This is a genomic window from Chitinophaga sp. 9-1-y, from assembly GCF_059511905.2.
Map to the genome: position 1 here is coordinate 2,050,697 of NZ_CM197955.1, position 22,979 is coordinate 2,073,675.

The 22,979-nt window shown below is 42.8% G+C and carries 6 protein-coding genes and 1 pseudogene; all 7 read left to right on the forward strand.

Annotated features, from left to right (window positions below):
• Positions 1–23 precede the first annotated feature (23 nt).
• Positions 24–3,482, forward strand: coding sequence for a hypothetical protein (locus AC5ZC7_RS08080; RefSeq protein ID WP_496162986.1), 3,459 nt, complete (start codon positions 24–26; stop codon positions 3,480–3,482).
• 55 nt (positions 3,483–3,537) lie between these two features.
• Positions 3,538–11,946, forward strand: a complete 8,409-nt coding sequence (locus tag AC5ZC7_RS08085) for an RHS repeat domain-containing protein (protein ID WP_511911448.1) — start codon at positions 3,538–3,540, stop codon at positions 11,944–11,946.
• 550 nt (positions 11,947–12,496) lie between these two features.
• Positions 12,497–12,562 (forward strand): annotated as a pseudogene (locus AC5ZC7_RS08090) (hypothetical protein); the annotation flags it as partial.
• Positions 12,563–12,601: 39 nt separating this feature from the next.
• On the forward strand, positions 12,602–13,060 hold the full coding sequence (locus AC5ZC7_RS08095; RefSeq protein ID WP_511911616.1) for a hypothetical protein: 459 nt from the start codon (positions 12,602–12,604) through the stop codon (positions 13,058–13,060).
• 541 nt (positions 13,061–13,601) lie between these two features.
• Positions 13,602–21,935 carry an RHS repeat domain-containing protein gene (locus AC5ZC7_RS08100; protein ID WP_511911449.1) on the forward strand — a complete coding sequence of 2,778 codons (8,334 nt, stop codon included), beginning with the start codon at positions 13,602–13,604 and terminating at the stop codon, positions 21,933–21,935.
• Positions 21,910–22,377, forward strand: coding sequence for a hypothetical protein (locus AC5ZC7_RS08105; RefSeq protein WP_496162644.1), 468 nt, complete (start codon positions 21,910–21,912; stop codon positions 22,375–22,377). The genes AC5ZC7_RS08100 and AC5ZC7_RS08105 overlap by 26 nt, the downstream gene beginning before the upstream one ends.
• A gap of 305 nt (positions 22,378–22,682) precedes the next feature.
• On the forward strand, positions 22,683–22,943 hold the full coding sequence (locus tag AC5ZC7_RS08110; protein WP_496162645.1) for a hypothetical protein: 261 nt from the start codon (positions 22,683–22,685) through the stop codon (positions 22,941–22,943).
• Positions 22,944–22,979 lie beyond the last annotated feature (36 nt).

Sequence of the window (22,979 nt, forward strand, 5' to 3'; positions counted from 1 at the left end):
TGCGTACATTCAAACTACTACAAATGAAATATAGGCACTTACTAAGCATTATTGTCTTATTGTTGATGAGTGCGGTGAATTCATTTGCACAATGCGTTGACTGGAATATTTCGACTAAGATTGACAATGCTACCTGCGCTGCCAATGGAAAAATAACGGTAACCCTTACAGGTTCCGATGTTCGTAGTCTTGATAGTTTGCAATACAGGCTGGAAGCAATAACTCCCGGTGGAACTGACGTAGCACAGAATACTTCCAATATTTTTCAGAATCTTCGTCCGGCAAGCTATCGGCTGACTGTGAATGGCTTATGTGGCGCAAACCCTGTGGTGAAGTCTGTAGACGTGACAGTGACAGGAAGTTATGTGGATATGGATTATGTATTGGATGTTGATTTGTCCGCTCTGGGTACTTGCAGTAACGGCAAGCTTTCCGTCATTATTACAAATGGACGGGGCCCCTTTACTGCCACGATATTAGATGCTCCTGCTGCTTACACTGGCCCCAGAACGTTTGCAATTAATGCAAGTCCATTTCAGATACCGAATTTACCTGCCGGGGATTATAATTTCTCCGTAACAGACCAATGCGGTAATGGTAAAATTAAGCCGAAGAAGATTTATAGTTCTGTACTTGATGCGAGTGCATTTTCCATATATACAGCAAATTCAAAAACAGGCAGTTGTGATGAAATAATACTTCCTCCTTTGACTCCTAATATTGCCGGATATCAGAATTATTTAAATGATACAAGTAACTTTTTATTCAGTTACAAAATAAAGGGGGTACCCCTTTTGCAGGGATACCGCTATAATTACGGAGGGAACGTCTTTAAGCTACCATCTGGAGTAGACTTTAAAAGCCTCTATAGTGACACATCCATTACTGTTTATGCTACTTCACCATGTGGTTATTCCAGGACATTTGTTACAGGCATTCAGGCTCCCAGCATTAGTGCCGGATATACTCCTTACTCTACCTGCGATACAACTGTTAATCTTTCCTATTATATTAATAATGCGAATGTTTGTGCACCAGTTTTCTTGAATATACAGGATACTATTTCCAAAAGAGTATGGAAAGACACGCTTGGTGTTTCTAAACCTATGTGGGGATCCATTACCACTGCTCCGTATGGCATTTATCGGATATCTGCTGTGACAATAGATGGTTACAAATTAGATACTGTTACTCTGAAAGTTCCACGGGATACGAGTAACCCTTACTACGTGTCAATCGATAACTTCGACGGAGTGAATGGTAATGATGGCGCTGTGGGTTTTGTAATTAATAGTAACAGAACATATTTGCATGCTGGAACCCGGGTCCAACTGGTAAGTCCGCAAGCTTTTGCATTTGATGAGATCATAACGGGGGATACGTATGGATATGCGGTGGCAAATCCCAGAGGTGAACCGGGAAGAAGATTTACAGCAGGTGATTATACATTTATTGTTACTGATCAATGTAAGCAATACATCATGTCTGTTCATGTTAATGACAATGATATTTTCCGATATAACTGGAATTATACCTCCCAGGAAACCTGCGAGGGACTACTGATTACACCCGTTGGTAATGCAACTGTCAGAGGTTATACTTACCCATTGAGTATTGCCGTTTTAAAAAATGGACAGGGTAATCCTACGTCATCCATATTGTTAACTGAAACGGGTAACTATACAATTGGTGTTGCAGATGCCGTAGCGGGAGGGAGGATATACGATTTTTCCCCACCTCGTGGTAATGGCGTGAATGTGAAAAAGATTTACTACTATAGAAAGAATCTCGATTTACTGTTTTCTTTGGGTTGGGTTTGCCCCGGCGCTCCAGCTAATTCCGGTAGTATCAGGGCTATTGCTATGAATGGAAATGGTAGCAAAGGTAGCTATGGCACCTACAAGTATAAACTGGCGGAAGAAGGCCAGGGAAGTACAGGGCCTTACCTTGACAGTAATACTACCGGTAGCTTCACTTCCAATGCACGTTATTCGTTGATGAAGAATAAAAATTATGATGTGCAGGTAATTGACGAGTGTAACGCGTTTATAGTAAGAGGAATTAAGATCCTTGACTTTGCCAATTTTCAGGCCATAACAGCAGATAAACCATTGTTCTGTGTGGGGGATACTGTAAATTTTACTGCCGTTAATTTACCTACCTCAGCCAAGCATTATACCTGGACAAATCCGCAGGGTATGGTGATTGATACTACGCAATCTATAGCCATTTATAATGTAGACTCCACTAATGTTGGTAATTATCACGTAAAAATTACGTCTGATCTTTGTGGTTCGCCTATTGAGGGAGATGTATACCTCCGGGTAGCTCCTTATATCACCAAATGTTACAGCGCGGTTACCGATACCAGTGTAAACCCTTATATACATGGCTTGTTGGGTAACTGGAGAGCTGCTAAGTCTTACACTTATTATGGAGCGCGTGCAGAATCTGATCCCGGACAGGCAACGAATATCCGTAAAGACGGCGCGTTTAATGACTTCTTGTCTTTCTGGCAAAAACAAACTAAAAACTGGGTGCCCCAAAATAGCAACCCTGCCTGGGTATGGAATGCGGAAAGCACCATTTTCAACAAAAAGAGCTTTGAACTGGAAAACAAAGATCCATTAGGACGTTATAATGCGGCTGTATATGGTTATAGTAATGCGGTGCCGGTAGCTATAGTCCAAAATAGCCGTTACCGGGAGGCAGGTTATGAAGGGTTTGAAGACTATGCTTTTGGCGGCAATGCTTGTGGTAGTGGAGATTGTCCGATTGGCCGTCATTTTGACTTTTCCGGCTACCTCAGTAAGATGGATACTACCCAAAGCCATACTGGTCGGTATAGTTTGAAAGTATCGCCGGGAGATAGCATCCTGTTTTCGTCGATAGTAACGGATACTGATAAGATACTCTTGCCGCCGGATTTCCGGACAGGACCTACTAATTGTTCTACCAGCCCTGTATTACAGAGTGTGCGGGTAAATAGGGATGTATTATTGCCTATTTATTCTCCAGTTGCGGGTAAGAAAATCCTTTTCAGTGCATGGGTAAAACAGGCACAAGACTGTCACTGCAGTAATTATGAGAACGTCAATGTAACCTTGTTTGTAGGAGGCCCGGTGCGTGTTACTGTAGCCGCTAAGCCAACAGGAGCGATCATTGAAGGGTGGCAGCGTTATGAAGAAGTGATAGATGTGCCAGCAGGGTCCACTGCTTTCAGCCTGGTAATAGCTACTACCAACAATACAACTGCGTACTTTGATGATATAAGGGTACATCCTTATAATGCCAATATGAAGTCGTATGTATATGATCCAAAGAACCTGCGGTTAATGGGAGAATTGGATGAAAATAACTTTGCTACCTTCTATGAGTATGATGATGATGGCACCCTTACCAGGGTGAAGAAAGAAACCGAGAGGGGTGTTAAAACGATTAAAGAAACCAGGAGTGCATTGTTAAAAGAAACAGGTGAGTAGTCGCTGTAATGTGTAAGTGTTATCATTAAAATCATTCCCGAATCTATTGAGATATATGAAGCCTATTTTGCTGAAAGTGATTACCAGGTGTAGCGGCCTGTTATTGTTACTGTTGCTGATGAATACTGTCCATGCCCAAAATGGCAAGGGCATCTCATTGAAACGAACATTGGACGGTAGCAAAGGTCAACTGGTACAGGACTCGTCGGTAACGCTGAAAGACAGTGTTTACTTTGATCCGGTTACTAAAGTAAAATTGGAATCAACATATTTTCTACGGAATGTGATCACCTTCCGGATCAATGAGTATTCGACGCTCTACCTGGGGGCACCTTTCACCGCCTCAGCGAATGTTCGGATTTATTACCTGAAGCCAGACGGGAATGAGGATTCTTTTACGGTAACGTTGACACTCAACTATGATACTGCGCATACATACACGCAACGAAATAGTTTTGTATTTAATAATGCCCACCAGGTTACGGTAAAAATACTGGGTATTACCAGCAATGCAGGTAAAGATATCCGCTCTGCGCTGGTGTTGGACAATGAGATGGAGATTCGCCCAGTGTATAAGTTATCGTGTACCAATGATGTGATCACGACTATTAACTTTCAGGCACCAGCGAACGGAGATCTGGCAGATGAGCTACCGGTTAGCTGGCCGGCTATTGTAGGTGCTGATGCCTACGATCTGGAATGGGCTTATCTTGACTCCAGCGCCATTGAAACAAAGGGGTGGATTACGCCCGATGTAAAAGACATTTTCGCCAATAATACCACCCGGGTAACCATTGCAGGGACTAATTACACGATTCCTTTACTATACGATAAAGTAGGGGTTTTATATTTCCGTGTGCGTGCAGTGCAGGAGAAGCCGGATGATATCCGGGTGGAAACTGACTGGAGTTCCAAGTTCAGCACAGGATTGGGTCAATATAGTTTTAATGGCCATCAAACTAACCTGAACTGGCAGTCTTCTATTTCCTTCGCAGAAGATGGTAAACGCAAAGTGGTGGTGCAGTATTTCGATGGTAGTTTGCGTAACCGGCAAACGGTGACCAAAGATAATATCACGCAGAACATTGTGGTGGCGGAGTCCTTTTATGACTACCAGGGCAGGCCTGTTATCCAGGTATTACCCACACCGACACTGGATAAGGTGATGAAATATACCCCCGGGCTTAACTTACCATTAAACGGGGCAGAATACGATAAAGATAAGTACGACTATATAGCTAATGATGGAGAACTGGTGAATGCCAGCGCCCAGCGAATGGATACCAGTTCCGGCGCCAATAAATATTATTCTCCTGCTAACCCGGAAGCCAATAAAGGAATGTCCCAGTATATTCCTGATGCAGAAGGATATGCATTCACTGAAACAGAGTATACACCGGATAATACCGGCAGAATAAGTCGTCAGAGTGGCGTAGGACCTACCTATCGCTTAGGCAGTAAACATGAAACGAAGTATTATTACAACCGGCCGGTACAGTCTGAGTTAGATGCCCTCTTCGGAACAGAAGTGGGTCTGGCATCTCACTATTTTAAGAATGCGGTTTCTGATGCGAATGGGCAGCTATCTATTGCTTACCTGGATATGCATGGCCGCACCATTGCTACCGCTTTAACGGGTGAAACAGAAAATAAAACCCTGAATGATCTGCCGACAAAGAAAGCGTTGGTAGTTACAGATTCTTTGTCTGGTGTAGATAATAATATCATCACCGAACGATCCATACAAAGTATGTATCCACTGCTGATAGATGCCGATAGCAGTTTATGCAGCTTTAATTATCTGCTGGCCCCGCCCGTATTGCAAAAGAAGGGATGCGACAGTGCGATCACCTACTATACCGGTTTATATGATTTACGAATCCGCATTACTGATAATGTCCGCAACCAAAGTTTGGGAGGTCAGCCGGTAGAAGTGGTTTTCCGCAATTATGATCCGGCAGCTATTACCGCAGGCCAGCGTCCTACTTTACCAGATACGATAAAAGTATCGTTTAGCCGGATGCTTTATAAAGGGGTGTATAATATTACCAAGACGCTGGAGATCAGCAAGCAGGCGATGGATTATTACCGCGACAGTATTTTCCTCCCATCGGCAGTATGTACAACAGTAGAGAAATTAATAGAGCAGCAGTTGCAGGAAGCGCAGAAGAAGGATTGTAACCCATCCTGTGTTGGATGCGATAGCCTTCATACAGATGGAGATGATATTGAGCAGGCGATGTTGCAGGATATGAGCCCACCTTCAGGCCAGTATGCAGATTTGACAAAATCCAACGAAGATTACTCTATATTTAAAGGTGGCGGGGATGGATCCGCTGGCACTTATGCACGTTCTGATATCCGTTATTACAATGAACTGGGAGAGATTGATTCTGTAATGAATCCACTTAGCCGTAAGAATGGCCTCCCACAGGGCTTATCAGCGGAGCAGTTTTCAGATGCCTTTAAATCTTCCTGGGCCAGGACGCTATTACCGTATCATCCGGAATATCAGAAATTACAGTATTATCAGAGTGCGTTGAAAGAAGCGCAGTTGTGGGCAAAAGATTTTGAGTCAACGGCCACTTACTTTGCCGCCAAACAAAAAGGGTACCTTGATCCAATAGGTACCAACAGTCGATTTGCAGGCAGTGGGAAACATGATCCGCTGATGACCAAGAGATTCGACGCCTTAAAAAGTGGACTGCAGCGATATAAGGATAAAGACTATTCCCTCTGGGTGATGGCCACGCTGACGGTAAAGTGTCCCAAAATGGAAGATGCCTGCGTTGGGCTTAACAAGGAAGACACTGCAGCCTTTAATGAGTCGATGATGTGTGGAGGAGATCTTGATATGGCGTGGCGGTCGTTCCGGACTTTATATCTGCAGCTCAGAAATGATGAGATTAATAATTTGTTGAACGTTTCAGGAAGTGTAAATGCAGCCACTTTATTAGGTAAAGGTAAGATGCCTCATTTTTCAGCGGTGAAAGATATGGCGGAGCATGTGACACTGGGAGATCCTGCCGGAGATACCGCTAAAGCGAATAAGAAAGTAAATGAAGCGATAGCTAAAATGTATGACGATAACTGCCGTGCTTATGTGAAAGTGTGGATGCAGCAGTTGGCGCCCTGTAATTATGATTCGGTGGCCTTGCGTGAAATCACGGATAGTTTGTTGATTGTATGTAAAGGAGGTGCAGATATGGATCATCCTTATGGCTCGCGTACGATGAAAAATCCGGTTGCTGGTGTACCCAGTAACTTTGAAGAAGTGATTGCTGGTTATAATGCACGTCATCTTCCTTTAAGAAATCCTTATGTATGTAATGCGGAGTTACTGACAGATCCTGCGGCCTATGGCAAGCAGGCCGCGGTGAGCCGTTCTGGGAGCTTCACCCGTCCGGATGATTGTCAGTGTGATAAGCTGAAGTCGCTGCGCAATGAATACAACCTGAAGAAGGAGCCCGCCGATATTGATTTATCCACTTACCTGCAGCGTACCCGTGGGGTGAAGATCCCACAATCGGACCTGAATGCGTTGATAGATGCCTGTACCAATGTTACCCCTAACTGTAACTATCTTCAAAAGCCGGTTAATATTCCAGCATTGCTGGACTGTAATGGGGCGCCAGCTTGCGTACCTTGTTATGTTACCGATAGTTTATATGCTGCTTACCTGGTGGCTTATCCTCAGTCGAAGCCTGCCTTAAACCTGAACAATGATTCAGTACAGAATGCGAAGAACCGTTTGTTTGCGGCCTATATGAATAACCGTTTGGGTTATCATTACCTGGCTTATGACTACCTGAAGTTTATAGACAGTTGTAGCAAAGGCCCGGTTCATACCGGCCATAATATTTGTGTACCGGGCAGTGCCGACAGCAAGCGAATGATCAATAAGTACTCCAATGGCGGTACCGATGTGATGGTGGATGTGCGCACTACTACAGATGATGGTTATATCCTGGCAGGTTATACCACCGGTTGCAGCAACGGAGGTAAGGATGGTTATATTATCCGGACCAATAAGCAGGGAGATCTGTTGTGGGCAAAGACTTATGGCAGCACTGGGGATGATACTTTCTCCCGGTTAACTCCTACTCAGGACGGCGGTTATATCGCGATAGGCAGCACTAATTCCTACTGTTATGACCAGGGAGCTATCCTGATAGTGAAGATGGATGCTAATGGTAGTGTTGAATGGAATAAAGTGGTGGATTTCGGCAAAAACTATGGTGGTGCAGGTAATGACATCGTGGCCACCTCAGATGGCGGCTATGCTTTTGGAGGATTACGGCGTAGCGGTAGTTTATATACTGATTGGATAGTTGGTTCACTGACGGGCACTGGTGACCTGAACTGGATGAAACAGGGCGGTTCTGCCGTTAACCGGGATGTGATCAATCTGTTAGAAAATAATGACACACTGCTGGTGGCCACCTCGGTTATGGATAGTGGCAACTTTGACGCGGTATTGATAAAAGTAGACAAGAAAACAGGTAATGGACTAGGCGTTTACCAGTATGACCTGGAGGGCAGAGGTAATATTTGTAATAATATATTTAAGACCCCTGGCGGTTACCGGTTGTCTATCGTTAATTTGAAAGACGCAGGTAACAGCATTGTAAATCCTGTATTGCTGGATGTGAATACAAGCGGAGGTGTTGTTTCAGCGAAGAAGATGTTGCCTCCTGCATCTTATGTTTCCCAGACGCCTAATGTATCATGGGTATCTGCCGCTACCAGCGATGGAGGTGTTATTGCCACACAGTCTACTAGTAATGCTTACTGGTATAAGCTCGATGCTAATAATATACCACGTTGGGGCAGCAGGGTAAATATCGGAGCTACCGAATGGTTAACCCGTTTGGTACAGAACAAGAGTGGAGGTTTTGCTGGTATAGGGTTAAATAATAACCATGCGATGTTGATGCTGGCAGATGCGCAGGGTAAAACCGGTTGTACAGATGTTGCCGAAACATTGGGTATGGTGGATATCACTGCTGCATGTACGCCCAAAGGGCTAGGTACCACCACTGAGATTTCGTTAACTACTAACAGTATCAGTACTGTTGCCCTTGTAGAAAGAGTATGTACGCCTACATTTTCTACTGAAACCTGTCCGGGTATAGACAGTTGTTATGAGTTGTTGGAAGGACCGTTGTTATGTGGTAACACAGAGCCTACTTTCCCAGATATCGAGCTGCCACAAATCACCAATTGCTCCGATAGTTCCCGTTATGCGGATGCTAAAGGCAGGGAGTTATTCAATGTATACAGGGACTCATTGATCAATGATTTTGACCGGTCTTATATCAGCACCGCTTTATCGGCAGTGTACGGAGAGCGCTTTGCGGTGCAGCATGCCAGCTATGAGCATCACTATACGTTGTATTATTATGATCAGGCAGGTAACCTGGTAAAAACAATTCCACCGGCGGGTGTTGTAAAAGATGCTACCCCTGAGTGGGCTAACCGTGTAGCAGCGGCAAGAGCAGTGGGTCAGTCATTGGTGCCGGCTCATACCATGGCTACCAATTACCGCTACAATACTTTAAACCAGGTGGTGGCACAGTATTCACCGGATGGTAACCTGAGTCATTTCTGGTATGATCGTTTGGGAAGACTGGCAGTGTCACAGAACAGGAAGCAAGCACTTAATAACGGATATAGCTATACGTTATATGATTACCTGGGCCGTATTACAGAGGTAGGAGAGATCTCCAGCAGTGCCAGTATGACACCAGAGATTTGCCATGATGCAACATTGTTATCCCAGTGGATCGCAGCAGCAGGTGGCAGCCGTTCTCAGATCACCCGAACAGTATATGACCAGCCTAATACGTTCCTGGAACAGGATATCTGGCAGGCAAAGAACCTGCGTAACCGGGTATCATGGAGTGCAGTGTATAATCAAATTGCGGATACTATTCCGGGAGGTCAGGCCTCTGCTACTTATTACAGTTATGATATTCACGGTAACGTACGTACGTTATTACAGGATTACAGTGCTAATACCCCTAATCCAGGTAACCGCTTTAAGAAGATAGCATACAATTATGACCTTGTCAGTGGAAAAGTAAATTCGGTAAGTTACCAGCCTGGTCAGCGGGATGCATTCTATCATCGTTACAGCTACGATGCGGAAAATAGAGTCACGAATGTGGAAACCAGTCGTGACAGCATATATTGGGAAAATGACGCTTACTATCAGTACTATAAATATGGGCCATTAGCCAGAAGTGTTATCGGGCAACAACAGGTACAGGGCCTGGACTATGCATATACCCTTCAGGGCTGGCTTAAAGGGATTAACAGTACTACTGCCACCAGCGCGTTTGATATTGGGAAAGATGGGGCTAAAGGAGGTATTACCGCGCAGGATGCATTTGGTTTTGCGTTGCATTACTATGGCGATAATGATTATAAACCGATTAGTGGTGCAGTTCATCCATTTGCTTCAGCAGGAGGAGGGTTAAAGTCGCTCTACAATGGTAATATCAGTGCGATGAGCGTGAATATCCCTAAGGTAGGTACGCCGCTGAAGTATTCGTACACTTATGATGCTTTGAACAGGCTGGTGGCCATGGATGCCGCGTATAATCTGAACACCACTACTAATGCCTGGGCGCCAATAGGTGTAGGAGACTTTGGAGAAAGAATTAGCTATGATCCGAATGGTAATATACTGAGTTATGATCGCCATGGCAATAGCACCTGGGCAGGTAAGTCTCTTCAGATGGATAGCATGCAGTATCACTATCAATCTGGAAAGAATCAGTTGTTATCGATCAGTGATGATGTGGATCCTCTTGCTTATAGCAACGACATCGATGGTCAGGGAAATAATAACTACGTATATGATAGTATAGGTAATCTGATTAAGGATGTGCAGGCAGGTATTGACATAGAATGGACGGTATATGGAAAAATCAGGCAAGTAAAGAAGGCCGACACTACTATTGTTTACACTTATGATGTTGTTGGTAACCGTATCAGTAAAGTAGCCAAAGGAATAGAAACCCGATATATCAGGGATGCCTCAGGTAATGTAATGAGTGTTTATGTGAGTGGAGATCCGTCTATCAATGGCGGTTTACTCAGCCAAACAGAAACACACCTGTATGGCAGTAGTAGGCTGGGGATCAATAATATGTCTACCCAAGTACAGAATGAAGAAACTCCTGAACTTATAAGACTGAATGGCTTAGGATTCGGAACGTTTACTACCTTTGTGAGAGGTAATAAGTTCTTTGAATTAAACAATCATCTTGATAATGTGTTGGCTACTGTGACAGATGCGAAGAAAGCAGTATCTGTTGATGGGAATGTGATAGATCACTACGAAGCAGAAATAGTAAGTGCACAAGATTATGCGCCATTTGGTATGGGATTACAGAGCAGAGGATTTGATGCTGGAAAGTATCGTTATGGGTTTAACGGGAAGGAGAATGATAATGAAGTGAAGGGAGAAGGGAATCAGCAGGATTATGGGATGAGGGTGTATGATCCAAGGATAGGGAAATTTTTAAGTGTGGATCCGTTGACGCGCCAATATTCGTGGTATACGCCATATCAGTTTGCAGGGAATAAGCCAATTATGGCGGTAGACTTAGATGGTGCGGAGGAACAATCGAAGATTGCTGCTGGATTTAAATTTATTTTTGGCTCCCCTGGTGGATATCAACACTCAAGAACAGCATTGGATTATATGTCAAGTGAAAGATTGAAGTCTCAGAGAGCCGCCATTAATACTTCTTTACTATGGGCTCCCAACATGGCTTATTTAACAATGGGAGGTGATGATTTTTATAACAAACAGAAGTCTTGGGAGGAGCTTGGTCATTGGTCAGTGCTGAAAGAAAAAGTTCCCAGCAACATCATAGATGTAAATCAAAAACCATCTGCAAAAGAGCATAATGAAGCAATAAGTAGCTTGAATAAACAGTTCATGATTGATGAAAATGTAACTGGAAGTGAATCAGGGTTAGTCAGTTTATTGCTAGGAAGTTTTCTGAATGGTTCGGCCCCAGAAAATGTTGTATTTCCCACAGATGGTTTCGGAAGCGAATTTTTGAGAAATTCGCCGCAGGTAACTCAGGCTCTGTCTGATTATGTTAATAAAGGAATAACTTCTGGGAAATCAGCTACGCCTTCTGTTGCTTCATCAATGTTTAATATGGTTTCCGGTGGATTTAGACTGCAAGATTTTGTGGGATCAGTCGATTATTCTATTTCAATTAATGATAAGAATGTGCTAACGTTGACGATGACCAATGTTACAAGTCTAACATCAGGTACACTAGGTAAAGAGGTCCTCGGAAGTGCACGCTGGCCAAATGGAATTAAACAAAATCAGCAAATGGGGTCTAATAAAAATTCAAATTTTGCACAGACATTTTCATTAACCTTTAACTGGTATACTGATTATCGTCGTTATTACAAACCCGACAAACAATAACTCCTATGAAATGGGTATTTAGAATAGTTATTTTATGTGTTTTAATTGATCTTATTGTACTGCAGATAAGTATATCGAGGAAAGTTGATATTTTTACACCTGGTATTTACGTAGTTTTATTGTTGATTATCGTCCTTTATTCTTTTATAATTTTTCAACTTGAAAAGAAATATAAATGGTGGGAAAAAAGGCCTGTTTGGACCTTTTTCCTTTTATTCCCATTAGTTATTTATTTATTGTTTCATGTTGTTGCATTAGTTGTTAATCTTGTTTCTTTATTTTATTAGAACTGTTCTCAAAAGCTACGAAGATTTTTGAAAACTTTATCATCATCTACCTACCAGAACAGGATTGTTTTTTTTCTTTCATCTGTTTTTTTAACCGAAAAAACAGATGAAAGAAAAAGTTATATCTCCATCATGGCTCTTTGAGTATGCGCTAGGTTACCGCTGGCGGGAAGCACGTGGAAGCTCGAGGCGGTGGGGTATAGATATGGTTTTAACGGAAAGGAGAATGATAATGAGGTGAAGGGAATCAGCAGGACTATGGAATGAGGGTGTATGATCCGAGGATAAGAAAGTTTTTGAGTGTGGATCCACTGACGAAGAAGTATCCAGAATTAACGTCGTATCAATTTGCAAGTAATACACCAGTTATGGGAATAGATTTAGATGGTGAAGAGGTAAAGGTAACTATTGATAAGCTTACGAAGACCAGGACTCAATTTGAACTCCAGGGTTCGGTCCAAATACACTACAAGGTGTTAAATCTTTCAAGTACGGCGTTGACTCAGGAGAAGTTTAATATGGAGTCTAATATCTTAAACCCTAGGGTCAATAGTATTCTTTCCCGGGAAGGAGTAGGACAATGGGGCGACAGCTATCCAAACGGAAAAATAGCTGCCACAGGAAGTGATATAGTTCATTACACATTTAAAGGAAAAATGAATGTCATAACAACAATGGAGATGATTACAAGTATAGATCAAATTAAAAAAGGGGGCTATGTTATGCTTATTTTAGACGGGCTGAGTGCTAGCTCCCCAGAGTCAATAATTGGAAAAACACAAGGATGTTTGTGTCATGAGCTCCATCGTGTAAATAGCCACCAGTAATATCAATCAGCCTCACTATTTTTTAGCCGCTTCGATGCAAGGCAACATCTCATCACGTTCATTGTAAAATATATTGCTTGGTATTGGTTATTTTGACATATTGATTATCAACGTTTAATGCTCGCTGGAAATTTTAAGCCTTCATTTAATTTTATCAGATGAAGATGACTAGGGGTGAGATTTTGATTGGAAGTTATTATATTGCAATTATTTATTACATTATTTAAAGATAACGGATTGCCTTTGGAGATAATGATGTGATAGATTGATTTATTGTTTACATGATTAAGTTGTTTTTCGGTTTTACTATAGGTAATTTGTTATCGCCTAATAATGTAAAGTAAGAAATGTTAACCAACAATATTAATTACAGTGTTCATTTTTTAAGAGTTACTAGAAATATCCCTGTTGTCAGTGTTGTTGCCAGATCTGTATTATGAAATTGTTTTAACAACCTTTTATTGTTGATAAGAAAATGGTCCATAGTACACAATACTGTGCAAGTCTATTGTAGAAAGTATTCCCGAACCTATTGAAATATATGAAGCCTATTTTGCTGAAAGTGATTGCCCGGTGTAGTTGTTTGTTGCTGTTACTGTTACTGATGAATAATGCCCATGCCCAAAATAGTAAGGGCATCTCATTGAAACGAACATTGGACGGTAGCAAAGGTCAACTGGTACAGGACTCGTCGGTAACGCTGAAAGACAGTGTTTACTTTGATCCGGTTACTAAAGTAAAATTGGAATCAACGTATTTTCTACGGAATGTGATCACCTTCAGGCTCAATGAGTATTCGACGCTCTACCTGGGGGCTCCTTTCACCGCCTCAGCCAATGTGCGGATTTATTACCTGAAGCCAGATGGGAATGTGGATTCTTCTACGGTAACGTTGACACTCAACTATGATACTGCACATACTTATACGCAGCGAAATAGTTTCGTGTTTAATAATGCCCATCAGGTTACAGTAAAAATATTGGGTATCACCAGCAATGCAGGTAAAGATATTAGGTCTGCCTTGGTGTTGGACAATGAGATGGAGATTCGCCCAGTGTATAAGTTATCGTGTACCAATGATGTGATCACGACTATTAATTTTCAGGCACCAGTTAACGGAGATCAGGCAGACGAGTTGCCAGTTAGCTGGCCAGCTATTGTAGGCGCCGATGCTTATGACCTGGAATGGGCTTATCTTGATTCCAGTGCGATTGAAACAAAGGGCTGGAGCACACCTGATGTAAAAGACATTTTCGCCAATAATACTACCCGGGTAACCATTGCCGGGACTAATTACACGATTCCTTTATTATACGATAAAGTAGGTGTTTTATATTTCCGGGTGCGTGCAGTGCAGGAGAAGCCAGATGACATCCGGGTGGAAACTGACTGGAGTTCAAAATTCAGCACAGGATTGGGTCAATATAGTTTTAATGGTCATCAAACTAACCTGAACTGGCAGTCTTCTATTTCGTTTGCAGAAGACGGTAAGCGTAAAGTGGTGGTACAGTATTTCGATGGTAGTTTGCGCAACCGGCAAACGGTGACTAAAGATAATATCACTCAGAACATTGTGGTGGCGGAGTCCTTTTATGATTACCAGGGAAGACCTGCTATCCAGGTATTACCCACGCCGACACTGGACAAGGTAATGAAATATACCCCCGGGCTTAACTTACCATTAAACGGGGCCGAATACGATAAAGATAAATACGACTATATAGCTAATGATGGAGAACTGGTGAATGCCAGTGCCCAGCGCATGGATACCAGTTCCGGCGCCAATAAATATTATTCTCCTGCTAATCCTGAAGCCAGCAAAGGCATGTCTCAATATATTCCTGATGCAGAAGGATATGCGTTTACCGAAACAGAGTATACACCGGATAATACGGGTAGAATAAGCCGTCAGAGTGGCGTAGGACCTACCTATCGCTTAGGCAGTAAACATGAAACGAAGTATTATTACAACCGGCCGGTACAGTCTGAGTTAGATGCCCTCTTCGGAACAGAAGTGGGTCTGGCATCTCACTATTTTAAGAATGCGGTTTCTGATGCGAATGGGCAGCTATCTATTGCTTACCTGGATATGCATGGCCGCACCATTGCTACCGCTTTAACGGGTGAAACAGAAAATAAAACCCTGAATGATCTGCCGACAAAGAAAGCGTTGGTAGTTACAGATTCTTTGTCTGGTGTAGATAATAATATCATCACCGAACGATCCATACAAAGTATGTATCCACTGCTGATAGATGCCGATAGCAGTTTATGCAGCTTTAATTATCTGCTGGCCCCGCCCGTATTGCAAAAGAAGGGATGCGACAGTGCGATCACCTACTATACCGGTTTATATGATTTACGAATCCGCATTACTGATAATGTCCGCAACCAAAGTTTGGGAGGTCAGCCGGTAGAAGTGGTTTTCCGCAATTATGATCCGGCAGCTATTACCGCAGGCCAGCGTCCTACTTTACCAGATACGATAAAAGTATCGTTTAGCCGGATGCTTTATAAAGGGGTGTATAATATTACCAAGACGCTGGAGATCAGCAAGCAGGCGATGGATTATTACCGCGACAGTATTTTCCTTCCATCGGCAGTATGTACAACAGTAGAGAAATTAATAGAGCAGCAGTTGCAGGAAGCGCAGAAGAAGGATTGTAACCCATCCTGTGTTGGCTGCGATAGCCTTCATACAGATGGAGATGATATTGAGCAGGCGATGTTGCAGGATATGAGCCCACCTTCAGGTCAGTATGCAGATTTGACAAAATCCAATGAAGATTATTCTATATTTAAAGGTGGCGGGGATGGATCCGCTGGCACTTATGCACGTTCCAATATCCGTTATTACAATGAACTGGGAGAGATTGATTCTGTAATGAATCCACTTACCCGTAAGAATGGTCTTCCTCAGGATTTATCAGCGGAGCAGTTTTCAGATGCCTTTAAATCTTCCTGGGCCAGGACGCTATTACCGTATCATCCGGAATATCAGAAATTACAGTATTATCAGAGTGAGTTGAAAGAAGCGCAGTTGTGGGCAAAAGATTTTGAGTCAACGGCCACTTACTTTGCCGCCAAACAAAAAGGGTACCTTGATCCAATAGGTACCAACAGTCGATTTGCAGGCAGTGGGAAACATGATCCGCTGATGATCAAGAGGTTCGATGCCTTAAAAAGTGGACTGCAGCGATATAAGGATAAAGACTATTCCCTCTGGGTGATGGCCACGCTGACGGTAAAGTGTCCCAAAATGGAAGATGCCTGCGTTGGGCTTAACAAGGAAGACACTGCAGCCTTTAATGAGTCGATGATGTGTGGAGGAGATCTTGATATGGCGTGGCGGTCGTTCCGGACTTTATACCTGCAGCTCAGAAATGATGAGATTAATAATTTGTTGAACGTTTCAGGAAGTGTAAATGCAGCCACCTTATTAGGTAAGGGTAAGCTACCTCATTTTACATCGGTGCTGGATATGGCTAATCATGTGAAGCTGGGCCCACCAGATGGTGATCCCAACAATGCGAATGATAAAGTGAAAGCGCTGGTAGCTCAAATGTATGACGATAACTGTCGTGCTTATGTGAAAGTGTGGATGCAGCAGTTGGCGCCATGTAACTATGATTCAGTCGCCTTGCGTGAAATCACGGACAGTTTGTTGATTGTATGTAAAGGTGGTGCAGATATGGATCATCCTTATGGCTCGCGTACGATGAAAAACCCGGTTGCTGGCGTACCCAGTAACTTTGAAGAAGTGATTGCCGGTTATAATGCACGTCATCTTCCTTTAAGAAATCCTTATGTATGTAATGCGGAGTTACTGACTGATCCTGCCGCTTATGGCAAGCAGGCAGCGGTGAGCCGTTCTGGGAGCTTCACCCGTCCGGATGATTGTCAGTGTGATAAACTGAAATCGCTGCGCAATGAATACAACCTGAAGAAGGAGCCCGCCGATATTGATTTATCCACTTACCTGCAGCGTACCCGTGGAGTGAAGATTCCTCAATCGGACCTGAATGCGTTGATAGATGCCTGTACCAATGTTACCCCTAACTGTAACTATCTTCAAAAGCCGGTTAATATTCCAGCATTGCTGGATTGTAATGGGGCGGCAGCTTGCGTACCTTGTTATGTTACCGATAGTTTATATGCTGCTTACCTGGTGGCTTATCCTCAGTCGAAGCCTGCATTAAACCTGAACAATGATTCTGTACAGAATGCGAAGAATCGTTTGTTTGCTGCTTATATGAATAACCGTTTGGGTTATCATTACCTGGCCTATGACTACCTGAAGTTTATAGACAGTTGCAGCAAAGGCCCGGTTCATACCGGCCATAATATCTGCGTGCCGGGCAGTGCAGACAGCAAGAGAATGATCAATAAGTACTCCAATGGCGGTACAGATGTGATGGTGGATGTGCGCACTACTGCAGATGATGGTTATATCCTGGCTGGTTATACCACCGGTTGCAGCAATGGAGGTAAAGATGGTTATATCATCCGTACCAATAAGAAGGGAGACTTACTGTGGGCTAAAACTTATGGCAGCACTGGGGATGATACTTTCTCCCGGTTAACTCCTACTCAGGACGGAGGTTATATCGCGATAGGCAGCACTAATTCCTACTGTTATGACCAGGGAGCTATCCTGATAGTGAAGATGGATGCTAATGGTGGTGTAGTATGGAATAAAGTGGTGGACTTCGGCAAAAACTATGGTGGTGCAGGTAATGACATCGTGGCCACCTCAGATGGAGGCTATGCTTTTGGAGGATTACGTCGTACCGGTAGCCTGTATACTGATTGGATAGTAGGTTCACTGACGGGCACTGGTGACCTGAACTGGATGAAACAGGGTGGTTCTGCCGTTAACCGGGATGTGATCAATCTGCTGGAAAATAATGATACACTGCTGGTAGCCACGTCGGTTATGGATAGTGGCAACTTTGACGCGGTATTGATAAAAGTAGACAAGAAAACAGGTAATGGCCTTGGCGTTTACCAGTATGACCTGGAGGGCAGAGGTAATATTTGTAATAATATATTTAAGACCCCTGGCGGTTACCGGTTGTCTATCGTTAATTTAAAAGACGCGGGTAACAGCATTGTAAATCCTGTATTGCTGGATGTAAATACAGGCGGAGGGATTGTTTCAGCGAAGAAGATGCTGCCCCCGGCGTCTTATGATCCCCAGGCGGCTACTGTATCATGGGTATCTGCCGCTACCAGCGATGGAGGTGTTATTGCCACACAGTCTACTAGTAATGCTTACTGGTATAAGCTCGATGCTAATAATATACCACGTTGGGGCAGCAGGGTAAATATCGGAGCTACCGAATGGTTAACCCGTTTGGTACAGAACAAGAGTGGAGGTTTTGCTGGTATAGGGTTAAATAATAACCATGCGATGTTGATGCTGGCAGACGCGCAGGGTAAAACCGGCTGTACAGATGTTGCTGAAACATTAGGTATGGTGGATATCACTGCTGCATGTACGCCCAAAGGGCTAGGTACCACCACTGAGATTTCGTTAACTACTAACAGTATCAGTACTGTTGCCCTTGTAGAAAGAGTATGTACGCCTACATTTTCTACTGAAACCTGTCCGGGTATAGACAGTTGTTATGAGTTGTTGGAAGGACCGTTGTTATGTGGTAACACAGAGCCTACTTTCCCAGATATCGAGCTGCCACAAATCACCAATTGCTCCGATAGTTCCCGTTATGCGGATGCTAAAGGCAGGGAGTTATTCAATGTATACAGGGACTCATTGATCAATGATTTTGACCGGTCTTATATCAGCACCGCTTTATCGGCAGTGCACGGAGAGCGCTTTGCGGTGCAGCATGCCAGCTATGAGCATCACTATACGTTGTATTATTATGACCAGGCAGGTAACCTGGTAAAAACAATTCCACCGGCGGGCGTTGTAAAAGATGCTACCCCTGAGTGGGCTAACCGTGTAGCAGCGGCAAGAGCGGCGGGTCAGTCGTTGGTGCCGGCTCATGCCATGGCTACTAATTACCGGTATAATACTTTAAACCAGGTAGTGGCGCAGTATTCACCGGATGGTAACCTGAGTCATTTCTGGTATGATCGTTTAGGAAGACTGGCGGTGTCACAGAACAGGAAGCAAGAGCTTAGTAACGCATACAGCTATACGTTATATGACTATCTGGGACGTATAACAGAGGTGGGTGAGCTATCGAGCAGTGCAGCTATGACACCGGAAATCTGTAAGGATGCTATGCAGCTATCTCAGTGGCTCGCTACCGCCGGCGGTAGCCGTTCGCAGATCACCAGAACAGTATATGATCTGCCCAATACTTTCCTGGAACAGGATATCTGGCAGGCAAAGAACCTGCGTAACCGGGTATCGTGGAGTGCGGTGTATAATAATATTGCGGATACTATTCCAGGAGGTCAGGCTTCAGCCACTTATTACAGTTATGATATTCATGGTAATGCACGTACGATCCTACAGGACTACAGTGCCAATACTCCTAATCCTGGTAACCGTTTTAAGAAAATTGAATATAACTATGATCTTATCAGTGGGAAGGTAAATGAGGTTAGTTACCAGCCTGGTCAGCGGGATGCATTCTATCACCGTTATAACTATGATGCGGAGGACAGGATAACGAATGTAGAAACCAGTCGTGATAGTATTTACTGGGAGAATGATGCTTATTATCAGTATTATAAGCATGGACCGCTAGCCAGGAGTGTCATTGGACAACAACAGGTGCAGGGGCTAGACTACGCCTACAACTTACAAGGCTGGCTTAAAGGCGCCAACAGTACTACCACTACCAGCGCGTTTGATATAGGAAAAGATGGCGCTAAAGGAGGTATTACCGCACAGGATGCATTTGGTTTTGCTTTACATTATTACGGAGATAATGATTATAAACCTATTAGCAGCACGGTTCGCCCATTTGCATCTGCCGGATCAGGGTTAAAGTCGCTTTACAATGGTAATATCAGTGCGATGAGCGTGAACATCCCTAAGGTAGGTACCCCGCTGATGTATTCATATACTTATGATGCATTGAACAGGCTGGTGGCTATGGATGTAGCACATAACTTGAACACCACTACGAATGCCTGGGCGCCAATAGGTGTAGGAGACTTTGGAGAAAGAATTAGCTATGATCCAAATGGTAACATACTAAGTTATGATCGTCATGGTAATAGCACCTGGGCAGGTAAGTCACTTCAGATGGATAGCATGCAGTATCACTATCAATCTGGAAAGAATCAGTTGTTATCGATCAGTGATGATGTAGATCCTCTTGCTTATAGCAACGACATCGATGGTCAGGGAAATAATAACTACGTATATGATAGTATAGGTAATCTGATTAAAGATGTGCAGGCAGGTATTGACATAGAATGGACGGTATATGGAAAAATCAGGCAAGTAAAGAAGGGAGCCAATTCTACTATCGTTTATACTTATGATGCGGCCCGCAATCGGATTAGCAAAGTTGCTAAAGGAGTAGAAACCCGTTATATCAGGGATGCCTCAGGTAATGTAATGAGTGTGTATGTGAGCGGGGATCCAGGCATTAATAGCGGTTTACTCAGTCAGACAGAAACACATCTGTATGGAAACAGCAGGCTTGGGATCAATAATATGGCAACGCAGGTTCAAAATGATGAAGTGCCTGAGCAGGTAAGACTAACTGGATTAGGATTCGGGACGTTTACTACCTTTGTGAGAGGTAATAAGGTCTTTGAATTAAGCAATCATCTGGGAAATGTGTTGGCAACCGTGACGGATGCGAAGAAAGCAGTGTCTGTTGATGGGAATGTGATAGATCACTACGAAGCAGAAATAGCGAGCGCACAAGATTATGCGCCATTTGGTATGGGGTTACAGAGCAGAGGATTTGATGCTGGAAAGTATCGTTATGGTTTTAACGGAAAGGAGAATGATAATGAGGTGAAGGGAGACGGAAATCAGCAGGACTATGGGATGAGGGTATATGATCCGAGGATAGGGAAATTCCTTAGTACAGACCCACTAACGAAATCTTATCCCTGGTATACGCCATATCAATTTGCTGGAAACAAGCCAATAGAAGCTATTGATTTGGATGGATTGGAAGAGCTAAGCCATAAAGAGTATTGGAGGAGATATTTTTCAGGGGAGGCAAAAATTAAAAAATCTTCAGAATGGGACTTCTATAGTCGTTATAATTCGCCAGGCGATTTAACTAAGTCGTTTTCGTTTGCTTCGATAGATAACACGCTTAACAATAGACCTGATTTGTATAAGAATGTTGCAGAAAGACATGCTTATTATGAATGGGCACAATCGTATATTGATAACAATAAATTGGCAGGAGGAAGCCAATGGTTTAAAGCGGCAGCGGTTGTAACTGGAATACAAGGGGTTGGAGGTACTGAAATGCCAGATTTTGGAATCGTTACCAGTGAATTGACAGATAAATTTGTAAGTGGAGGGAATAGATTTCTATTCACTTATAATATGGGAAATATGAGAGGACTTATGACTGGTTGGATGATCGAAAGCTTTACCGCTGCAAATGGAGAAGATGTTAAACTAGCAGGGAAAACAGGGAAAGAATTGGACTACGCACTTGTAAAGTTCGAACAGACAATGGTTCAGGAATTAGTAAGAGATTTTGTTAAAACGCACAAAATTGAGGACGTGAACAAAGTGATGACTGAGGTGAATAAGAGTTTCAAATTAGCACCGGCCATAGTTCGAGAGGTAATGAAAGAGAATTTTACAGAAGGTGGAAAATCGACATTTGACTTTAGTAGCTACGATAATCGTGTGAAGCTGGGAGAAAAAATAATTGATAAACTACATGAACAAAAGAAAAAAGATGATTAGTAGGTATATCTACTTTTTAATAGTAATAACACTTAGTTTATTATTAGAGGTATTGATAAGCCCTGTAATTCCCATAATAATAGTATTTATTGGTCATGGAGGAGATGGGGTGGAGCAGACCATTGATTATTTTACCAGTTTAACAATGCTTAAAATTATATATTTAGGAATTCCTATATATTTGCTGACATTGTCATTATTGAGTGTCAAAGAAGAAATGCCACTTTTTAGGAAGGCAGGTATTCCAATACTTTATGGTTTGATTAATTTAACAACGTCTATTCTTTTTGTTTTTATTATTCCAGATTTCAAAGATTTTTTTGGATTTATGAATAATGCCCCATTTCTGGGCTTTTTTTACTTTTCCACGGTGAGTAGTTTTGTCTCTTCACTAATTGTTGTCAAGATTATCAATATTCTCATTAGCCTTAGAATTAAATAAGGTTCATTAGATAAAGGGTGTCATGCATCTAAATCATAGATTGTCGTAGCGTTAAGCGGAATCTATTATTTAGATGCAATTTTCCCTAGTTTGTACAAATAACCATTGAAGAGGGGGCGTGAAAATATTTGGTTGAGCAGCATATGCCGGAATGAAGCTTATTTTTCGATCTTAGTGATTATGTGACTATATTTCCCCGAATGAATATGATTCGATTGAATGATGATGAGGGTGGAATAAATGAGTTGGTTGTTTTGTGATGACTAGTCCACATTTTTATTTGGCATTTAATTTAACCCATTTTTATGAGCGTATCCACTATTACAGCTATCCTCGCAGTATCAGCCAATGACATCACGATTGAACAATTGATTACTTGTTTTGAATTATTGAAAAACAATGGAGACGTGGGTGTTATTAAGTTTGATGGGGAACGAACTGCCGTCCAGTATACAGTTTTCATCACATTCCCTGGTACGAAGCACGAAATGATTCGGGCTGATGAATCGTCTTTAAAAGAGGCATTATTGAAAGTGCTTAACGCTTATGTCGGAGTAAGGAAATAACTAAACAAGCAGAATAACCCCACAAATTCCCCCCAA

Bases quoted from the DNA above. Each gene is read 5' to 3' on its own strand.
- AC5ZC7_RS08095 (WP_511911616.1), top strand. From the start codon at position 12,602: ATGGGAATAGATTTAGATGGTGAAGAGGTAAAGGTAACTATTGATAAG.
- AC5ZC7_RS08085 (WP_511911448.1), top strand. From the start codon at position 3,538: ATGAAGCCTATTTTGCTGAAAGTGATTACCAGGTGTAGCGGCCTGTTA.
- AC5ZC7_RS08080 (WP_496162986.1), top strand. From the start codon at position 24: ATGAAATATAGGCACTTACTAAGCATTATTGTCTTATTGTTGATGAGT.
- AC5ZC7_RS08105 (WP_496162644.1), top strand. From the start codon at position 21,910: ATGAACAAAAGAAAAAAGATGATTAGTAGGTATATCTACTTTTTAATA.
- AC5ZC7_RS08110 (WP_496162645.1), top strand. From the start codon at position 22,683: ATGAGCGTATCCACTATTACAGCTATCCTCGCAGTATCAGCCAATGAC.
- AC5ZC7_RS08100 (WP_511911449.1), top strand. From the start codon at position 13,602: ATGAAGCCTATTTTGCTGAAAGTGATTGCCCGGTGTAGTTGTTTGTTG.